The 16,708-nt window shown below is 73.3% G+C and carries 16 protein-coding genes and 1 pseudogene; 7 read left to right on the plus strand and 10 right to left on the minus strand.

Features of this window, described 5'->3' with window-relative positions; genetic code table 11:
- Positions 1–16 precede the first annotated feature (16 nt).
- From OG896_RS00690 to OG896_RS00700, 3 genes are all read left to right on the plus strand, one after another.
- On the plus strand, positions 17–1,477 hold the full coding sequence (locus OG896_RS00690; protein WP_329361347.1) for an aldehyde dehydrogenase family protein: 1,461 nt from the start codon (positions 17–19) through the stop codon (positions 1,475–1,477).
- A gap of 465 nt (positions 1,478–1,942) precedes the next feature.
- Positions 1,943–2,521: a hypothetical protein gene (locus tag OG896_RS00695; protein WP_329361349.1), complete on the plus strand. Its 579-nt coding sequence runs from the start codon at positions 1,943–1,945 to the stop codon at positions 2,519–2,521.
- 78 nt (positions 2,522–2,599) lie between these two features.
- The gene (locus OG896_RS00700) at positions 2,600–4,309 is read left to right on the plus strand and encodes a glycoside hydrolase family 9 protein (protein ID WP_329361350.1); all 1,710 of its coding nucleotides are present in this window, start codon (positions 2,600–2,602) and stop codon (positions 4,307–4,309) included.
- Positions 4,310–4,408: 99 nt separating this feature from the next.
- On the opposite strand, the pseudogene OG896_RS00705 reads toward OG896_RS00700, so the two are convergent.
- The 3 genes and pseudogenes from OG896_RS00705 to OG896_RS00715 all read right to left on the minus strand — a co-directional run.
- Positions 4,409–4,702, minus strand: a pseudogene (locus tag OG896_RS00705) (outer membrane protein assembly factor BamB family protein); the annotation flags it as partial.
- A 28-nt stretch (positions 4,703–4,730) separates the two neighbouring features.
- Positions 4,731–6,134 (minus strand): glucose-6-phosphate dehydrogenase, encoded by a 1,404-nt coding sequence (locus tag OG896_RS00710; RefSeq protein ID WP_329361351.1) that lies wholly within the window; start codon positions 6,132–6,134, stop codon positions 4,731–4,733.
- A gap of 178 nt (positions 6,135–6,312) precedes the next feature.
- Positions 6,313–7,260, minus strand: coding sequence for a LysR family transcriptional regulator (locus tag OG896_RS00715; protein WP_329361352.1), 948 nt, complete (start codon positions 7,258–7,260; stop codon positions 6,313–6,315).
- A 245-nt stretch (positions 7,261–7,505) separates the two neighbouring features.
- Between OG896_RS00715 and OG896_RS00720 the strand changes: the two genes are divergently transcribed.
- Positions 7,506–7,856, plus strand: a complete 351-nt coding sequence (locus OG896_RS00720; RefSeq protein ID WP_328473434.1) for a DoxX family protein — start codon at positions 7,506–7,508, stop codon at positions 7,854–7,856.
- Between the two features lie 79 nt (positions 7,857–7,935).
- Here OG896_RS00720 and OG896_RS00725 read toward each other — a convergent pair whose 3' ends face one another.
- Positions 7,936–8,481 (minus strand): GNAT family N-acetyltransferase, encoded by a 546-nt coding sequence (locus tag OG896_RS00725; RefSeq protein WP_329361355.1) that lies wholly within the window; start codon positions 8,479–8,481, stop codon positions 7,936–7,938.
- A gap of 289 nt (positions 8,482–8,770) precedes the next feature.
- Here OG896_RS00725 and OG896_RS00730 point away from each other — a divergent pair, with 289 nt between their 5' ends.
- Positions 8,771–9,679 (plus strand): inositol monophosphatase family protein, encoded by a 909-nt coding sequence (locus OG896_RS00730; RefSeq protein WP_329361356.1) that lies wholly within the window; start codon positions 8,771–8,773, stop codon positions 9,677–9,679.
- A gap of 146 nt (positions 9,680–9,825) precedes the next feature.
- Here OG896_RS00730 and OG896_RS00735 read toward each other — a convergent pair whose 3' ends face one another.
- The 6 genes from OG896_RS00735 to tgmA all read right to left on the minus strand — a co-directional run bounded on the left by OG896_RS00735 (position 9,826) and on the right by tgmA (position 14,903).
- Entirely contained in the window at positions 9,826–11,232 is a 1,407-nt protein-coding gene (locus OG896_RS00735; RefSeq protein ID WP_329361357.1) for an MFS transporter, read from the minus strand.
- Positions 11,229–11,696 carry a MarR family winged helix-turn-helix transcriptional regulator gene (locus OG896_RS00740; RefSeq protein WP_329361359.1) on the minus strand — a complete coding sequence of 156 codons (468 nt, stop codon included), beginning with the start codon at positions 11,694–11,696 and terminating at the stop codon, positions 11,229–11,231. Before OG896_RS00740 ends, OG896_RS00735 begins: the two co-directional genes overlap by 4 nt.
- Positions 11,697–12,129: 433 nt before the next feature.
- On the minus strand, positions 12,130–12,447 hold the full coding sequence (locus OG896_RS00745) for a DUF6087 family protein (protein WP_329361361.1): 318 nt from the start codon (positions 12,445–12,447) through the stop codon (positions 12,130–12,132).
- Between the two features lie 68 nt (positions 12,448–12,515).
- Positions 12,516–13,679: an ATP-grasp peptide maturase system methyltransferase gene (tgmC, locus tag OG896_RS00750; protein WP_329361363.1), complete on the minus strand. Its 1,164-nt coding sequence runs from the start codon at positions 13,677–13,679 to the stop codon at positions 12,516–12,518.
- Positions 13,676–14,644, minus strand: coding sequence for an ATP-grasp ribosomal peptide maturase (tgmB, locus tag OG896_RS00755; RefSeq protein WP_329361364.1), 969 nt, complete (start codon positions 14,642–14,644; stop codon positions 13,676–13,678). The genes tgmC and tgmB overlap by 4 nt, the downstream gene beginning before the upstream one ends.
- A 4-nt stretch (positions 14,645–14,648) precedes the next feature.
- Positions 14,649–14,903: a putative ATP-grasp-modified RiPP gene (gene tgmA, locus OG896_RS00760; RefSeq protein WP_328473419.1), complete on the minus strand. Its 255-nt coding sequence runs from the start codon at positions 14,901–14,903 to the stop codon at positions 14,649–14,651.
- Between the two features lie 277 nt (positions 14,904–15,180).
- Between tgmA and OG896_RS00765 the strand changes: the two genes are divergently transcribed.
- Together OG896_RS00765 and OG896_RS00770 are read left to right on the plus strand one after the other, a co-directional pair.
- Positions 15,181–15,972 carry a GntR family transcriptional regulator gene (locus tag OG896_RS00765; protein WP_329361367.1) on the plus strand — a complete coding sequence of 264 codons (792 nt, stop codon included), beginning with the start codon at positions 15,181–15,183 and terminating at the stop codon, positions 15,970–15,972.
- A 53-nt stretch (positions 15,973–16,025) separates the two neighbouring features.
- A complete protein-coding gene (locus tag OG896_RS00770) occupies positions 16,026–16,649 on the plus strand; it encodes a YdcF family protein (RefSeq protein WP_329373597.1) in 624 nt (207 codons plus the stop codon).
- The last annotated feature ends 59 nt before the right edge of the window (positions 16,650–16,708 follow it).

Below are 16,708 nucleotides of genomic sequence, written 5' to 3' on the forward strand. Positions count from 1 at the left end.
CTGAATGGAGCTGAACATGGCAACGCACAACCCCCCATGGTCGAAAGCCATTTACACGGACGGACGATTCCACCCGCCCGCCGCCGGAGGCACCCTCCAGGTCCGTGACAAGTCCTCCGGTGAGCTGCTCGGGGTCGCCGGCGACGCCGCCACCTCCGACGTCGACGCCGCCGTGGCGTCATCGGTGACCGCGCAACGCGCCTGGGCGGCGCTCCCGTACACCGAGCGTGCGGCGATCCTCCGCGGCGTCGCAACGGCTCTCGAACACGCCGACGGCTTCCGCGAGTTGATCGTGCGGGAGACCGGCAGCATCGCCGGCAAGGCCGACTACGAGATCGCCTCCGCGGTCGGCGAGCTGACCGAGGCGGCGGCGCTGGCCTCCCGGCCGGTCGGCGAGGTACTGCAGACCGGGCACCCGGGCCGCTTCTCGGTGGGCGAGCGCGTGCCGGTCGGCCTGGTCGCCGCGATCACGCCGTGGAACTTCCCGCTGGTGCTGGGGATGCGGGTGATCGCACCCGCGCTCGCGCTCGGCAACACCGTGCTGCTCAAGCCCTCGCCGGAGACGCCGCTGTCCGGCGGCCTGGCGATAGCGGAGCTGTTCGAGCAGGCGGGGGCGCCGGCCGGCGTCTTCCAGGTGCTGCCCGGCGGCGAGGAGGTCGGGCGGAGGCTGGTCGAGCACCCGGACGTGGCGATGGTGCACTTCACCGGTTCCACGACGGTCGGCCGGCAGATCGCGAGCACCGCCGGGTCCCTGCTCAAGAAGACCTCGCTGGAACTCGGCGGCAACAACGCCCTCGTCGTCCTGGCCGACGCCGACGTCGATCAGGCCGCGATGATCGGGGCGTGGTCGAGCTTCCACTACCAGGGGCAGACCTGCATCAGCGCGGGGCGGCACATCGTCGATCGCGCGGTCGCCGACGCCTACCTGCGCAACCTGTCGGAGCGCGCCGCGGCCATCACCGTGGGCGACACCTTCCGGGACCGGACCGGTCTGGGTCCGATCATCAACGACGTCCAACTGGCGCGCGCCAGGCGGCTGCTCGACGAGGCGGTGGCCGGCGGTGCCCGGGTGCTGACCGGCGGCACGAACAAGGGCCGGTTCTTCCGCCCGACCGTCGTGGTGGACGTCGATCCGGCCTCCGCGCTGTGGACCGAGGAGATCTTCGCGCCCATCGCGCCGGTCGCGGTCGTCGACGGCGCCGAGCAGGCGGTCGAGCTCGCCAACGACACCCGCTACGGCCTGGTCTCCTCGGTCGTCGGCTCCGACATCCACCGGGCCACCGAGGTCGCCCGCCGCCTGAACTCCGCGATGGTCCACGTCAACGACGCGACGCCCCAGGACGAACCGCTCGCCCCCTTCGGCGGGATCGGCCACTCCGGACTGGGCGGCCGGGCCGGCGGCGACGCGAACCTGGAGGAGTTCACCGAGCGCCGCTGGCGCACGGTCGCGAGCGAACCGGTCCACTACCCGTACTAGGCCGTGTTGTGGAAGGAGCGCCGTCCGCCCGAAGGGCGGGGCCCGTGACGTCTGGTGCTCCCCCACAGCCTTCGGCGCGGGAGGTGCCCCCGGATCGCACGGCGGAGGGCCGTCCTCGTAATGGGCCTCCTCGGACCAGCCCGACCACGAAGCGAGCGTGCGTGCCAGGCAGCACGGGATGGGGGCACCTCACCCGCCGCAGGCAGGGGGGAGGGCTTTCCACACCACGGCCTAGTGCCGGGCCCGGCCGACGCGTCGTCCGGGCCCGGCCCTTCGCACCACCACGGGCACGGGCGCACCCGGAGGCCCGCCGTAGGTCAGGCGTGGGCCCGCCGTCGGTCGGGCACCGGTGAGTTCCGGTCCGCCGCGACGTCAACAGTCACGACGTCGACGGTTCCGACGTTCCGCGTGCGCGGGCGGTCCGCCGTCCGCGTCGCCGGTCCCTCCCACCCAGCGGAAGGCACGATGAGTGAAGTGGCGATGGCCGTCGGGCTCGTGGGAGCCGGGATGTGCCTGGCCGAGCGGCTCGCCGCCCGGGCCCGGGCCTGGGGGCCGGCCGCGGTCGTCGCGGTGGTGATGGCGCTGATGGCCTGCGGGGTGTGCGGCACGCCGCTGGTGGCGGGGGCCTGCGCCGTCGCGGGGGCCGGGGTGTGGACGGCGCTGGCCGGCCCGTGCCGCGGCCGGACCGCGGCCGTCGTGGACCTGGCCACGATGGCGCTGCTGACCGCGGCGGTCGCCCGGCCCGGGTCCGCCGGGCACGCCGGGCTGACCGGGCTCAACGGGGCGGCGGGCCACCGCCCCGGAATGCGGATGCCCGGCGGCGAGGGGGCGTACGACGTGCGGTTCTTCGTGTTCGTCGTCGCCTGCTGGCTGGTGGCGCGGACGGGAGTCCACGTCGCCGCGCTGGCGGGCTCCGGCGCGGGCCCGGCCCCCGCGCGTAGGCCAGCCGATCCCGGGCGGGCCGGGCGCGGGCCGGTCGCGGCGCTGCTGCACGAGGCGGGCAGCGCCGCGATGATCGTCGCGATGGCGGCGATGGTCGCCTGACGGCGCAACTGCGTACGAGTGACAACCACCGCCGCCCGGAACGTCCGGGCGGCACGAGGGAAGGGGCGGTACCCGAGGGTGCGTTCGACCGATGACTCCGCGACGATCCTGACCGCGCACCTGGGCCACGGCCTTGCCGCCGCCAAGGCCGTGGTCGCCGTGCTGCCCGACGGCCGCGCGCCGCGCGTGGCCGAACTCCTGGGCCCCGGCGGCCCCCGCCCGCTCACCGCGGGCCCGGTCGGTGCCGTCCCGGGCTGGCGGGCGGGGCCCTTCGCCCGCGTCCCGCTCCCCCGGGACCTGCCAGTCGGCACGTACATCGTGCGGATCGTGGACGGCGGCGGGCGCGAGACGGTCTCGGAGCCGTTCGAGATCGCCCCGGACCGGCTCCAGCGGCAGACGATGTCCGACGTGCTCGCGTACTTCCGGGCGATGCGCTCCAGCGGCGAGATCGACCGCAAGGACCGGCACGCGCGGCTGTGGGCCGACGACAGCGGGCGCGAGGTGGACGCGAGCGGCGGCTGGCTGGACGCGAGCGGCGACCCGAGCAAGTTCCTCAGCCACCTCACCTACACCCGCACCATGAGCCCGCAGCAGATCCCGCTGTGCGCCTGGGCGTTGGCGGCGGCCGGGGACGTGCTCGCCGAGCGGCATCCCGAGCTGGTCCGCTCGCTCGGCGCCCGGCTGCGCGACGAGGCCCTGTGGGGCGCCGACTTCCTGGTCCGCTTCCGCGCCCCCGAGGGCTACTTCTACACCGGCGTCTTCGACGCGCTCACCAAGCGGCTGGACGAGCGGTTCGTGACGGCGCCGCTGGCGGAGTGCGTCCGTACCGACGGCTACCAGGCCGCGTACCGGCAGGGCGGCGGCCTCGCGATCGCCGCGCTGGCCCGCGCCTCCACCCTCGACGACCACGGCGACTTCACCGGCGCGCAGTACCTGGACGCGGCGCTGGGCGGCTTCGCGCACCTCGAAGCGCACAACCTGGAGTACCTCGACGACGGCACCGAGACGGTGGTCGACGACTACGCGGCGCTGCTGGCGGCCTGCGAACTGGTCGCGGCCGGCGCCCCGGTGGTCGCGGCGGCCCGGCGCCGGGCGCGGCTGCTGGTGCGCCGGTACGTACGGCCGGACGGCGGCGGGCCCGGCTGGTTCACCGCCGACGCGGAGGGGCGGCCCTTCTTCCACGCGGTGGAGGCCGGCCTGCCCGTCCTCGCCCTGCTCCGTTTCGCGGCCGTCCTCCCCGACTCCCCCGAGGCCGGCGAGGCCCGTTCGCTGGCGGTGCGGGCAATGCTCGACACGCTCGCCCGGACCTCCGCGGTGCCGAACCCGTTCGGCTATCCGCGGCAGCGGGTGCGCCCGGCGGGCGGCACCGACCGTGACGCGTTCTTCTTCCCGCACGCCAACGAGACCGGCTACTGGTGGCAGGGCGAGAACGCCACCATCGCCTCGCTCGCCGCGGCGGCGTCCTTCTGCGCCGGCGCCGAGGGCGTGTCCGCGGCCGACCGGGAGCGGCTGCTGGACTTCGCCGACGACCAGTTGGCGTGGATCACCGGCCGAAATCCCTTCCAGGCGTGCATGCTTCAGGGCCGTGGCCGCGGCAACGTGGACTACGCCTCGGACTTCCCCAACCTGCCCGGCGGCATCGTCAACGGCATCACCTCCGGCTGGAGCGACGAGGACGACATCGCCTTCCTCCCCGCGAACGCCCCGGAGGAGGAGTCGTGGCGGTGGGCCGAGCAGTGGATTCCGCACACGGGCTGGTTCCTCCTGGCCGTGGCAGCCGCCCGCTGACCCCGGGTGGCGGGCGGCGGGCGGCAGGCGGCAGGCGGCAGGCGGCAGGCGGCAGGCGGCAGGCGGCGGGCGGGGGGAACGACCCCGCAGGGGCCGCGCTCAGGTCTGCACGGCGTAGAGGAGACCGCTCTTGCTGCCGACGTAGACGACGCCGTCCGCCACGGTCGGGGACCAGGCGGGGCCGTTCGTGGGGAAGGCCCAGCGCTGCTTGCCCGTCGCGGCGTCCACCGCGTAGAGGTGGCTGTCGGCGCTGCCGGTGTACACCACACCGTCCGCCACGGCCGGTTGGGAGTCGACGAGGTCGCCGGTGCGGAAGGCCCAGCGCTTGGCGCCCGTCCTCGCGTCGAGCGCGTACAGGCGCTGGTCGTCGGCGCCGAAGTAGACCGCGTCGCCGGCGACCGTGGGGGCCCGCGGGGTGGGGTCAGGAGTCGAAGCCGGCGGTCCAGGGCTCGTGCCACGGCGGGCGGCCGTGGACGAGCGCGTCGGCCTCGGTGGGTCCCCAGGTGCCGGGTTCGTAGGGGTGCAGCGGGGCGGGGTCGTCGAGGAGGGGCTGGACGATCCGCCACGCCTCCTCGACGCCGTCCTCCCGGGTGAACAGGCTGTGGTCGCCGATGAGGGCGCCGTGCAGCAGGCGCTCGTAGGGTTCGAAGGGCTCGCCGAGTTCGCGCATGAAGGACGCGTCCAAGGTCAGCGGGCGCCAGGTCTGCTCGCCCTGGGCGACGAGTTGCAGGCGCACGCCCGGGTCCGGGTCGATCCGCAGCACGATCTGGTTCTGCTCGGCCTGGTGGGGGGTGGGCAGGAACGCCAGCCGCGGGGCGCGGCGCAGGACGAGCCGCACCTCGGTGTTGCGCACCGGCAGGTTCTTCCCGGCACGCAGGAAGAACGGGACGTCGATCCACTTCCAGTTGTCGACCTCCAGCCGCAGCGCGATGTACGTCTCGGTGTCGGAGTCGGCGGCCACGCCGGGAGTGTCGCGGTAACCGGCGTACTGGCCGCGGACGCTGTGGCGGGGGTCGGCGGCGCGTACGGCCTTGAGCACCTCGGCCTTGCGGTCCCTGAGGCTGTCGGCGCCCGCGTCGGCGGGCGGGTCCATGGCGACGGCGGCGAGCACCTGGAGCAGGTGGTTCTGGACCACGTCGCGCAGCGCTCCGATGGGGTCGTAGAACGCGCCGCGGTCCTCGATGCCGAAGTCCTCGGCCATGGTGATCTGCACGGCGCAGACGCTGTCGCGGTCCCACAGGCCGGCCAGCGCGGGGTTGGCGAAGCGCAGGTACTCCAGCTCGATGACCGGTTCCTTGCCGAGGAAGTGGTCCACGCGCAGGAGCTGGTCCTCGCGCAGGACGGCGCGCAGGCGGGTGTTGAGGGCGCGCGCGGAGGCGAGGTCGTGGCCGAACGGCTTCTCGACGGCGACCCGTGCGTCGGACAACAGGTCGGCGACGCTGAGCTGTTCGACGATGGGGCCGAAGAGCTGGGGCGGCATTTCGAGGTAGTACAGCGTGGAGTGGCCGGTGCCGATCTCCGCGCCGAGCCGGGTATAGAGCGCGGCGTCGGTGACGTCGCCGTGCAGGTAGGTGACGCGCTCGGCGAACCGCCGGAAGACGCCGTCGTCGATCTGCTGCCCGGTGGCGGCGATACGGTCCCGGGCCTGCGCGACGAAGTCGGCCGTGGTCATCTCGCTGCTGGCCACGCCGATGACGCGGCAGCTGAGCAGGCCGCGCATTTCGAGCCGGTACAGGGCGCGCAGCGTCATCTTGCGGGCGAGGTCGCCGGTGATGCCGAACACGACCAGGGTGTCCGCGGCTCTCGGCTGCTCGGTGGGGGTCATGTCGCGGTCCTCCCGGTGCTGCGGAGCCTGGCGCGCGCCGGGCCGGGCACACGCGCGCCCTTTTTCCAGGGTGCGCCCTGGTGGGGCGGATCACCAGGAAGGCTCGCCGGGGATCGGGGAGCGGGGCGGCCGGTACGGGGACGGCGTGCGGGGTTCCGGCATTCCGGCGTTCCGGCGTTCAGTGACGGTCGGGACCGGGGTCCGGGGAGGGACCGGGGTCCGGCTCTTCGGGGGCGTCGGGTATCGCGTCGAGGCAGCAGCGGACGAAGTCCTGGATGACGGGATCGCCGTCGTCGGCGGGCGCCCAGGCCACGCAGACCCGGCTGGGACTCACGCCGGTGACCGGGCGGTAGGTGACGCCGGGCCGGGCGTAGAAGCGGGCCGCGGACTCGGGGGCGAGCGCGATGCCGTCGCCGTTGGCGATCGCGCTGAGCCACTCGTCGGGCTGGTCGGTGACGGCGCCGATCCGGACCGGGCGGCCGTCGCGTTCACCGGCCGCCGTCCAGTACTCCTGCCACTGGCCGGTCTCGGCCTTCGCCGCCACGTACGGCTCGTCCCACAACTCGCGGAAGGCGATGGAGGCGCGCGAGGCCAGCGGGTGGGCGGACGGCAGCGCGACACACCGCGGTTCGGTGAACAGCACCTCCCACCGGTAGGAGTCCTGGTCCGGGAAGGGCATCCGCAGCAGCCCGACGTCCACCTCGCCCGCGGCCAGCCCGGCGGTCGGGTTCGACCAGGACGCCTGCCGCAGGTCGGCGCGCCAGCCGGGCCGGCGGCGGGCGAACTCCGCGACGATGGACGGCGTCGCCTCGTTGGCCGCGCTGGCCAGGAAGCCGACCCGCAGCACGCGCGCCGCACGTCCCTCCGCGGCCTGCGTCTGGCGCAGCACGCGGTCCCAGTCGGCCAGCAGCGCGGGCACCCGCTCGGCGAGCGCGCGGCCCGCCTCGGTCAGCGCCATACCGGACCGGGAGCGGGTGAACAGCCGCATCCCGAGCTGGTTCTCCAACTGCTTGATCTGCTTCGTCAGCGCCGGCTGCGACACGTACAGCCGCTCCGCGGCCCGGGTCAGCGTCCCCTCGGCCGCCACGGCTGCGAAATAGCGCAGCAACCGCGTGTCCACATCCATTCCGCCAGGTTATGGATGCAGGTATTGGACGGCAACCGGGGGTTCGACCAGGGTGGGTCGTGCGGGTGGACGGGGCTCCGGCGCAGGAGCGGAGCCCGCCGCCGACGGCGCTCCCCGCGACCCCCGCGTGCCCGTGTGGTCGGTCGCGCCCGGTGGCCGTCCGCCGCCGTGCACCCCACTGCCTCGCGCCCTATCGCCGCACCGGACGGGACCCCCGTACCGGACCCACCGAACAGGAGACGTACGTGTACCTCGCCTACGCGACCATCACCGCCGTCACGATCGCGATCAACGGCGGCATGGCCGTCGCCGACCTCGCGAAGGCGGACTTCGTCCTCGCCAACTCCGCGCGGGTGGGCGTGCCCGCGTCCTGGGCCCGCCCGCTCGGCACGCTCAAGGGCGCCGGCGCGGTCGGGCTGCTGCTCGGACTGCTGGGCGTGCTGCCCATCGGCATCGCCGCCGCGATCGGACTCGTGCTGTACTTCGTCGGCGCGATGGCAGTGCACATCAAGACCCGCGTCTTCGCCAACATCGCCTTCCCCGCCGCCTACTTGGCGCTGGCCGTCGCCTCGCTCGCGCTGGCCGTCGCACGCTGAGCGCGGCGCCCGCCCCGGAGCGACGCCGGGTGGTGCGCGCGCCCTGCACGGCACGCGCGTCCTCCGGCGTACGCCTGTCCTAGCTGTCGGCGGCCGTCGTCCCGTGCCAGCGCACCTCGCCGTCGTGCCACTGGCGGGTGGGTGCGAGCCCGGCTGCGGTGGCGACGGCGGCCGAGGCGGCGTGGTCCGGGTGGATGTGGGCGATCACGGTCGGCACGCGCTGCCCGGCGAGCCAGTCCACCAGCCCGCGCGCGGCCTCCGTGGCGATGCCGCGGCCCTGCCACGGCGTGCCGACCACCCACGCGATCTCGGCGACCTGCCCGCCGTCCTCGATGCCGACCGTCGCCTGGACGGTGCCCACCAGGCAGCCGTCCGCGCGCAGCCGGATCACCCAGTTCAGCCAGTCCACGGCGGGGTCGGGCGAACCCGCGGCCAGCCGCTCGTATCGCGACCGCAGCGCCTCGGGGGTGGCCGGCTCGCCGCCGATGTAGTGGTGCAGGGCGGGGTCGGCGAGCACCCCCGCCATCTCCCCGGCGTGGCCGGGCTCCAACGGCAGCAGGTCGAGGCGGCCGGTCGCGAACGGCAGCGGAGCCAGGCGCCCGGCGCGGGCCCGGTCGATCGCCACGTAGTTGCTCCTTCTGCGGTGTCCGGTCGGGCGGCGTCCGCCCTCGGGGTGTCTGCGGAGCCGGACGCGGTGGTCGCGGGCCACCCCCGCCGGATTCGTACGCGGGTGCGGGCCGTACGGCTCCCGGTTGTACTTTCCCGCGTCCGGGCCCGCCGCGCCCGCAGCATACACAGCAGGCGGCATCTCACGATGCGGTCGAGTCGTTGACAATGAGGACGTGGTGGCACGGTCCGGTCCGCGGCTCCGCACGGGGCCGGCCGGGCGGGACGGGACGAGGGGGAAGGTCGGGATGGCCGGGACGGGCAGCGCGGGCAGAACGGGTGGAGCGGGCAGCGCGGGTGGAGCGGGATCGGCGGACGCGGCAGGCTCCGCGGACCCGGCGGCCGGGGCGGACGACGCGACGGCCGCCGTGGTGGCCGAGCGGGCCGCGCGGGCGGCGGGCGGGCTGCTGCGGCGGCTGCGCGGGACGCAGGCGGCGCGGGGACGCCCGAAGGACGGCCACGGAGTCGTCACCGACGCGGACTTGCGGGCGGACGCGCTGATCAGGGACGTGCTCGCGGCGCGCTTCCCCGCACACCGGATGGTCAGCGAGGAGACCTGGGACGGGTGGCGGGAAGGCATGTTCGACGGTCCGGTGTGGGTGGTGGACCCGATGGACGGCTCGGCGAACTTCGCGCACGACTACCCGTACGTCTCGGTGTCGGTGGCCTTCGCGGTCGACGGTGTGGTGCGGGCGGGCGCGGTGCACGCGCCGTTCCTGGGGCAGACGTTCACCGCGGTGAAGGGCGGCGGGGCGCGCTGCAACGGGTCGCGGCTGGCGGTCGCGGACACGACGGTGCTGGGCGACGCCCTTGTGGGCACGGGATTCCCGCACCGGCGCGAGGAGTTGGACGCGGTGCTGGAGCGGGTGCGGCGGCTGCTGCTGAACTGCCGTGACGTGCGGCGCGCGGGTTCGCCCGCGCTGGACATCTCGCTGGTCGCGACGGGCATGCTCGACGCGCACACCGAGAGCCTGGCGCCCTGGGACGTGGCCGCGGCCGGGCTGGTCGCCACGGAGGCGGGGGCGCGGCGCGGGAACCTGCTGCCCGAGCCGTTCCCGCTGCCACCCGACCTGTCGGGCACGGGCGTCGTCGTGGCGGCGCCGGGGGTGTACGACGCGCTGTGGGAGTTGCTGGCGGCGGAGGGCGGGGCGGCCTGAGCGCGCGGGGTCACCGGGTCACCGCGCGCGGGGAGCTTGGGCTTCCGGGTCACCGCACGCGCTCGGCACTTCCGCGTCACCGCACGCGCTCGGCACTTCCGCGTCACCGCCCGCGCTCCGCGTGACCGCCGTCCCGACGTCATCGGTTACGCGGAGGCCCCCTGCCCGGCCGAGTGGTCCATGCGGCGCAGCGCCGGGAGCATCAGGATGCCCAGCACGATGGTGGGCACGCCGCCGATCACGAGCGACCAGCGGCTGCCGAAGTCCTGGGCGACCCAGCCGACCAGCGGCCCGCCGATCACGGTGGTGCCGCCCCAGGCCAGCGCCCACAGCGCCATCACGCGGCCGCGCATCGCGGGTGCCGCGGCGAGCTGGAGCGCGGTCTTGGACAGCGAGTTGAAGCTGATGCTGCCGTAGCCGACGAAGAGCAGCGCGAGCAGTTCCCAGGGCAGTGTCGGGGCGAACGCGGCCGCGGTGATGGCGACGCCCCAGCCGGCGGCGGCGAACGCGAGGGTGCTGCTGCGCCGGGGGTTGCCGCGGCTGGCGGTCACGAGGCCGCCGATCACCGCGCCCACCCCCATGACGGCTGCCATCGCGCCGTAGGTGCCCGCGCCGCCGTGCAGGGCGCCGCGCGCCACCAGCGGGAGCGTGACCGGGAACTCGTAGGCGAGCGCGCCGGTGACCGTGATCATCACCAGCGGCAGCAGCAGCGCCGGGGTGCGGAAGGCGTAGCGCAGGCCGGCCCTGACCTGGCCCTTCTCGCGGGGCGGGCGGTCGACGGGGTTCATCTCGGCGGGCCGCATGAGGACGAGGCTGACCAGCACGCCCGCGAACGACGCGGCGTTGAGCACGAAGCAGGTGGTCAGGCCGACCCCGGCGACGAGGGCGCCGCCGGCCGCCGCGCCCAGCACGCGGGCGAGGTTGACCGACACGGAGTTGAGGGTGACCGCGTTCGCGAGCCGCTCGCGCGGCACCAGGTCGCCGATCAGGCTCTGCCGGGCCGGGTTGTCGACCACGGTGAGCACGCCGAGCGCCAGCGACAGCGCGACGACCCCGGTGAAGCTCGCGGCGCCCAGTGCCGTCATGAGCGCGAAGGCCAGCGCGACCGCGGCGGACGCGGACTGCGTGACGTACAGCAGGCGGCGCCGGTCGTAGCGGTCGGCGATCAGGCCGCCGAACGGACCGAGCAGCGCCAGCGGCAGGTAGCGGGCGGCGGTGGCGATCCCGAGGTCGGCGCCGCTGCCGGTCAGCCGCAGTACCAGGAACGCGAGCGCCAGCGTCTGCATCCAGGTGCCCGCGATCGACACCGCGTAGCCCCAGAAGTAGAGGCGGTAGTTGCGGATCGACAGCGAGCTGAAGGCGCGCGGCAGCCGGTGTGCCCGCGCCGCGCCCTTGCCGTCGTCGCCGAGGCCGCCGAGGCCGCCGTGGTCGCCGTGGTCGGGCCCGTCGCCGGTGACGCGTGCGGCGGCTGTACGGGGGCCACTCGGCTCGGGTCCCGGCGACGGGGGCTGGGGCTGGGGCTGGGCCGGCGGCGGGCCGGTCGCGCCCGTCACGTCGGGCCCGCCGCCCGGCCCGGCGTCGCACCTTCGGGCAACTCGAACTCGGCGAGCCGCTCCAGCAGTTCGCCCGCGGCAACCAGCACGCGCTGCTCCTCCGGGTCCAGCAGCGCCTCGACCGCCCGCCCCAGCCACGTGTCGCGCTGGCTGCGCGCGTCCGCGACGGCCGCGCTCCCGGCGGGGGTGACCGACACCAGCACGCGCCGCGCGTCCTCCTCGTCCCGGCTGCGCCGCACGAACCCGGCGCCCTCCAACTCGCGCAGCGCCGCCGCCACGTTCGAACTGGTCATCTGCAACTCCTCCGCGAGCCCGCGCGGCTGCGCACCCCCCAGCCGCTCAGCCGCCGCGAGCACCTGCCGGGCCGTCCTCGACACCCCATGCGTCGGCCCCGCCTCGCGGCGCAACCGCCGCTGAAGCTGCTTGAACTGCGCGCGCAGCCGCAACACCTCGCGATCCTCCATACCCCTATTCTACATAGCTATCCCACATAGCCAAAGCCCCCGAGCGAGCAGGGCTGGACGCGGTGGGCCGTGCTCCTTGTCCGCCCGGGGCCCCAGCACGCCCCGGGTGCCGACCCGGCGCGGGGTGGTCAACCTGGCGCTCCACCACACCGAGTGGGCCGGCAGCAGCGACTGCACCTTGCGGTCCTCCGGCACGAGGCCGATCCCCGCCTCGACCGCGTCGGCCGGGCGCCGCGGGCGGGCGGGCGGACTTCCCCACCCCGTTCTCCCCCACCACGGCCACGATCCGCCCCCGGGCCAGGACCAGTCGCGGGATGCCGAGCACCTTCACCACGCTGTACGACGTGCTCGGCACGACCCCGCTGCTCCCCCGGCACGCCTGGGACAAGACCTCCGCCACCGCTGCTCGACACGCGGCTCCGGCGGGCGGGAGTCAGCGCTCGTTGGGCCCCGGCGTCTGGGGCTTGCGGTGCTTTCCGGTGCCGGCGCGGAGGGGGTTCGGTGTCGGCACCGGGGCTTGGGCGGGTGCTTCGTGGGCCGCGGGATGAAGGATGCGCCTCGCTTCCGCGAGGTTGGCCGCGAAGGCGTGGGGCTCCCAGGCGTGGCCGTTCCACCGCTGGATCAGGCGAGGGGCCTCGGGGTTCACGTGCCCTGCTCGTGGGCCGTCGCCGGGGAGCAGCGGGAGCGCGCGGAGCCGTCCGATCTTGGCGTCACGGCGTTCCGCCCACTCGGTCAGCGGTTCGTCGTCCATTCCGCTTCTCCATGATGCGACGGCTACTCACGCACGAGGGCAGTGCCTCCGTGAAGGCCCTTCTCGTCTCAGTCGAGGCGGTGCTCCCAGCGCAGGTCCGGGGCTCCGTCGATCCAGTAGCGGTGCGCCGCCTGCGTGACGCGGAGCCGAACCGAGTCGATCTCGGGGTGGCCTGCGGCCTGCCAGGCGAGGAGCGCCTGTTCGATCGTGTCCCAGAGGGGCAAAGGGCCGCCCTGCCGGGCCGTCCAGTTGTTGCCGTCGGCGGTGAACTCGGCGAAGCACTCGCGCTCCGGGTCGAAGAGGTACAGCAGCTTGGTCCCGTCACTGCGAGCAGCGCGGACGAGTTGGGCACCGGGGGCGGCGAGTTGGGCGACATACGCGGGCATCCAGTCGTCGAGCAGGGTCGGCGGCACCGTCGTCTTCCGCTCGCTGTCGACGTAGGCCGTCCGGGCGGACAGGTCGCCGGCGATCGGCACCACGGTTTGGGCGCGGGCCTGCATGAAGGAGGAACGGGCGATGATGCGGCCTTCGGCGTTGCCGTCGTCATCGACGGTGACCTTGGCCAGGCCGGTTCCGTACGGCCAGGAACCGATGGTGGCGAGGATGGTGCCGCCGGGCTTGGTCTGGCGGACCCAGGTGTGCGGGATGCGGCGGACGGCGCAGGTGGCGATCACACGGTCGTAGGGGGCGTTGCGGGGGTGGCCGAGGAGGCCGTCGCCGGTGACGGTCCAGGCGGAGTAGCCGAGCGTTTCCAGGGCGGTGTCCGCGCGCTGCGCTACCCGCGGGTCGACTTCGACGGTGGTGACGTTGCCCGCACCGAGGTAGTGGCACATCAGGGCGGCTGAATAGCCGGTGCCGGTGCCGATCTCCAGTACCCGGTGGCCCGGTTGCAGGTCCAGGCTTTCCATCATGCGGATCACGGTGGCCGGGGCGGTGGAGGAGGAGGTGGGCACCCCCGCCACGGGTTCGATGATCTGGTCGGCGGTGAGGTGGCCGTCGAGTTGGGTGGTGAGGGTGTCGTAGCGGTACGCGCACTCCAGCCATGCGGCCGGGGCGGCACCGGAGGCCGTGACGGGCCTCCACACGGGGCCTTCGTCGAGGAACACGCCGGGGTGGAGGAACAGTTCGCGCGGTACGGCCTCAACGGCCGCCCGCAGTAAGGGTGATACGAGTACCCCGTCGGCCGCGAGCCGCTCGGCCAGGCGGCGGCGTTGGCGTGTCGAGTCGGTCATCGGCGTTCTCCTCGGGCTTCGGTGAGCAGGTCGGCGAAGGCCGCGGACATCGGCAAGCCGGTCTCTGTCTCCAACCACCCCCACTGGCCGTTCGGGTTCAGCTCCAGCCACCAGTAGTTGCCCGCCCGGTCCACTGCGAGGTCGAAGCTCCCCGACACCAGACCCTGGACTTCTAGATAGGTGTGCAGGGCTGTGGTCACCCGGTCGGGGATGTGCTCGACGGTGTAGGTGAGGGCGCTGTAGTCCCTGCGCCAGTCCAGGAGGGTGGAGTTGATCCGCACGGCGAAGGTCCGCCGGCCGACGACCAGGACGCGGATGTCGGCCATCTTGTCCACGCGGGCCTGGAACAGGTGCGGGGCGACGCGAATGCTCTCGTCGATCTCGCCGGCGGACACGGGTTCGGCCCAACCGGTGACCGGTACGCCGTCCCGCGTGTACGGGGTCCAGCGCAGCGTTTTGAACAGCACGTCGCCTGGGGTGCTGGTGATGAACTCGCGTGCCTCGTCCGGATCGTTGGTGATGAGTGTGGGCGGGACGGATAGTGCGAGGCTTTGTGCGAGGGCGAGCTGGGCGGGCTTGTAGTCGGCGGCGGCGACCTGAAGGGGGTGGTTCACCCACAGCGGGCGGTCCATGGCGTAGAGGATGCCGCCGAGTCCGAAGCGGACCTGGGTGGCCGCGAAGCGGGCGTCGTCCGGTTGCAGGTGGGCGAAGGCGGGCCACTGGGGGCGGCGCCAGTACACCGCACGGACACGGGTCAGATCAGCGCTCCTCGACGGGGTGCGCACCCGCCCGGTCATGGCGGCCGGGCGGGTGCTGAACCGAGCCGAGACCGTCAGGTCGGCGCCGATGTCGGCGGGGTTGAACCTGACCACGGGTACGTTCCGCCGATTGAGTTCGGTGATCACCATGTCGGCGGTCAGGTCGTCCGCCTCGGTGACCACCAACACCGGCCGGTCCTCGGTCACGTCGTCAGTCCTGCTGCGAGTCCTGGTCGTGGCCCTGATCGTTCTTCGAGTCCGAGTTCGTGATTGTCGAGGTCTCGGTGCCCTTGCTGGTGCCGTGCGCGCCCATCTCGACGACCTGGCCGGTCCGGTCGCGGAACACGCCGAGTTGCGTGGCGGGGTCGAGAGCGACCGTGGAGTGCGGGCGGCGGATGGTGGTGGGGTACGGCGCGAGTCGGCGGGAGCCCCAGGGCGCGGTGGGCTGTTCGGCGATGGTCTTCACAGGGTGCTCTCCTCTTGTGGGCGGGCGGGCAACGGAATGGCTGATGTTTCGGTCCTTGTCCGTGGGGTGTGTTGTGGAGGGCGGCACCGTCCCCGGGTTGTTCAGGGGGCGGTGGAATGACGCGGGGGGCGTGGAGTGGGCGGGGGTGAGGGCGACCTCCGTGAGCCCGTCATCAGTCCTGGGACTGCAAACGCTTGAGAAGAGAATGGCGCTACAGTCCCAGGACTGTCAACAGTCCTGGGACTGTGTTTCACTGGACCCTTTGAGAGGAGGCACGATGGCGTCGAAGTGGCGGGAACTCGCGGATCGTCTCGCGGAGCAGATCCGGAACGGCAAGTACGGACCGGGCCAGCCGTTGCCGCATATCCGCGCGCTGGTGGAGGCAGGTGAGGGCTCCAAGTCCACCGTCCACATGGCGTACAAGGCGCTGGAAGCGGAGGGACTGGTCACGTCGTCGCGCGGCCATGGCACGGTGGTGCGGCACCGGACACCGCTCAAGCGGCTCGGCATCGCGCGATATGACAAGGCGAAGTGGCGGGACGGGGACGAGGTTGCGTTCATTGCCGACCGAGTCGCATCGGGCCGTCCGTACAACCGCGGCGAGCAAACGCAGACCGTGGGCCTGGTGAAGGGAAGCCACCTGGTCACCAGCGCGCTGGGGCTCTCGGACGGAGCGGACGTGTACGCCCGCGCCCGGCTCGTCAAGGAGGGCCACCAGCCGACGCACACTCTGACCAGCTATTACCGTCCCGAGCATGTCGAGGGCACGCGCATTGTCGATCCCAGTCCCGGGCCGGCCGGCCGTGGCGGTGGGTTCCGTGTCCTCTACGACGCGGGGTACGAGATCGACCACATGCGGGAGCAACTCTTCGCTCGCATGCCGACGGCCGAGGAAGCAGAGCTGCTGAAACTTCCCGCGAGTGAGCCCGTCGTGGAACTGCACAGGACTACCTACACCGCCGACGGCACGGTTGTGGAGTTCGCGCTCGGGCTCCACGCCGCATCTCGGTTCGCGTGGGAGTACGAATTCGATGTGCCGGACTCGGCGCAGGACGGGGAGCGTGCGTGACCCTCTCGCCGACCGCGCACGCGGATGCCCTGCTGCTGTGGGACTACCTGCGGATGCACCATGCGCCGCGCCCGTGCTCGGTCGCCATCGCACTGGGCAGTCACGACCTCACCGTGGCGGACACCACGGCGGATCTCTACTCGCGCGGCATGGCACCTCTCGTGGTGATGACTGGAGCCACCAGTCCAACGTCCGCTGCTCGCATGCCACTTGGCGAGGCTGTGCACTACCGCAGGCGGGCACTCGAACTGGGCGTACCGGAGTCAGCGGTCCTGCTGGAGTCGGAGGCGAGGAACACCGGGGAGAACATCACGAAATCCCGGGCGCTCCTGGAATCCACCGGCGTCGAGGTGACGTCACTCCTCCTGGTCAGCAAGCCGTACGAGGAACGACGGGCCTACGCGACGCTGCGGAAGCTCTGGCCGTCCGTGGACGCCGTCTGCGCATCGGCGCCCATGACCTACGACGACTACGTCTCCGCCATCGGCGACGAAGACCTGGTCGTCGCCATGATGGTCGGCGCTACACAGCGGATCATCATCTACCCCGAGCGAGGACTCATCATCGACCAACATGTCCCGGCCGAAATCCACGCTGCCTACGGACGGTTGTGCGACCGCGGCTTCACCGGCCGCCTGGTTCGTGACGAGTCGCGAACCGAGCCGCGGCGCGTGTGAGTTGATCGCACAGCCGGTTGAATCCGTCGGAGTACAGCGTGGCGGACCGGTGTCTGGAT

The organism is Streptomyces sp. NBC_00669, assembly GCF_036226785.1.
Lineage (GTDB): Bacteria > Actinomycetota > Actinomycetes > Streptomycetales > Streptomycetaceae > Actinacidiphila.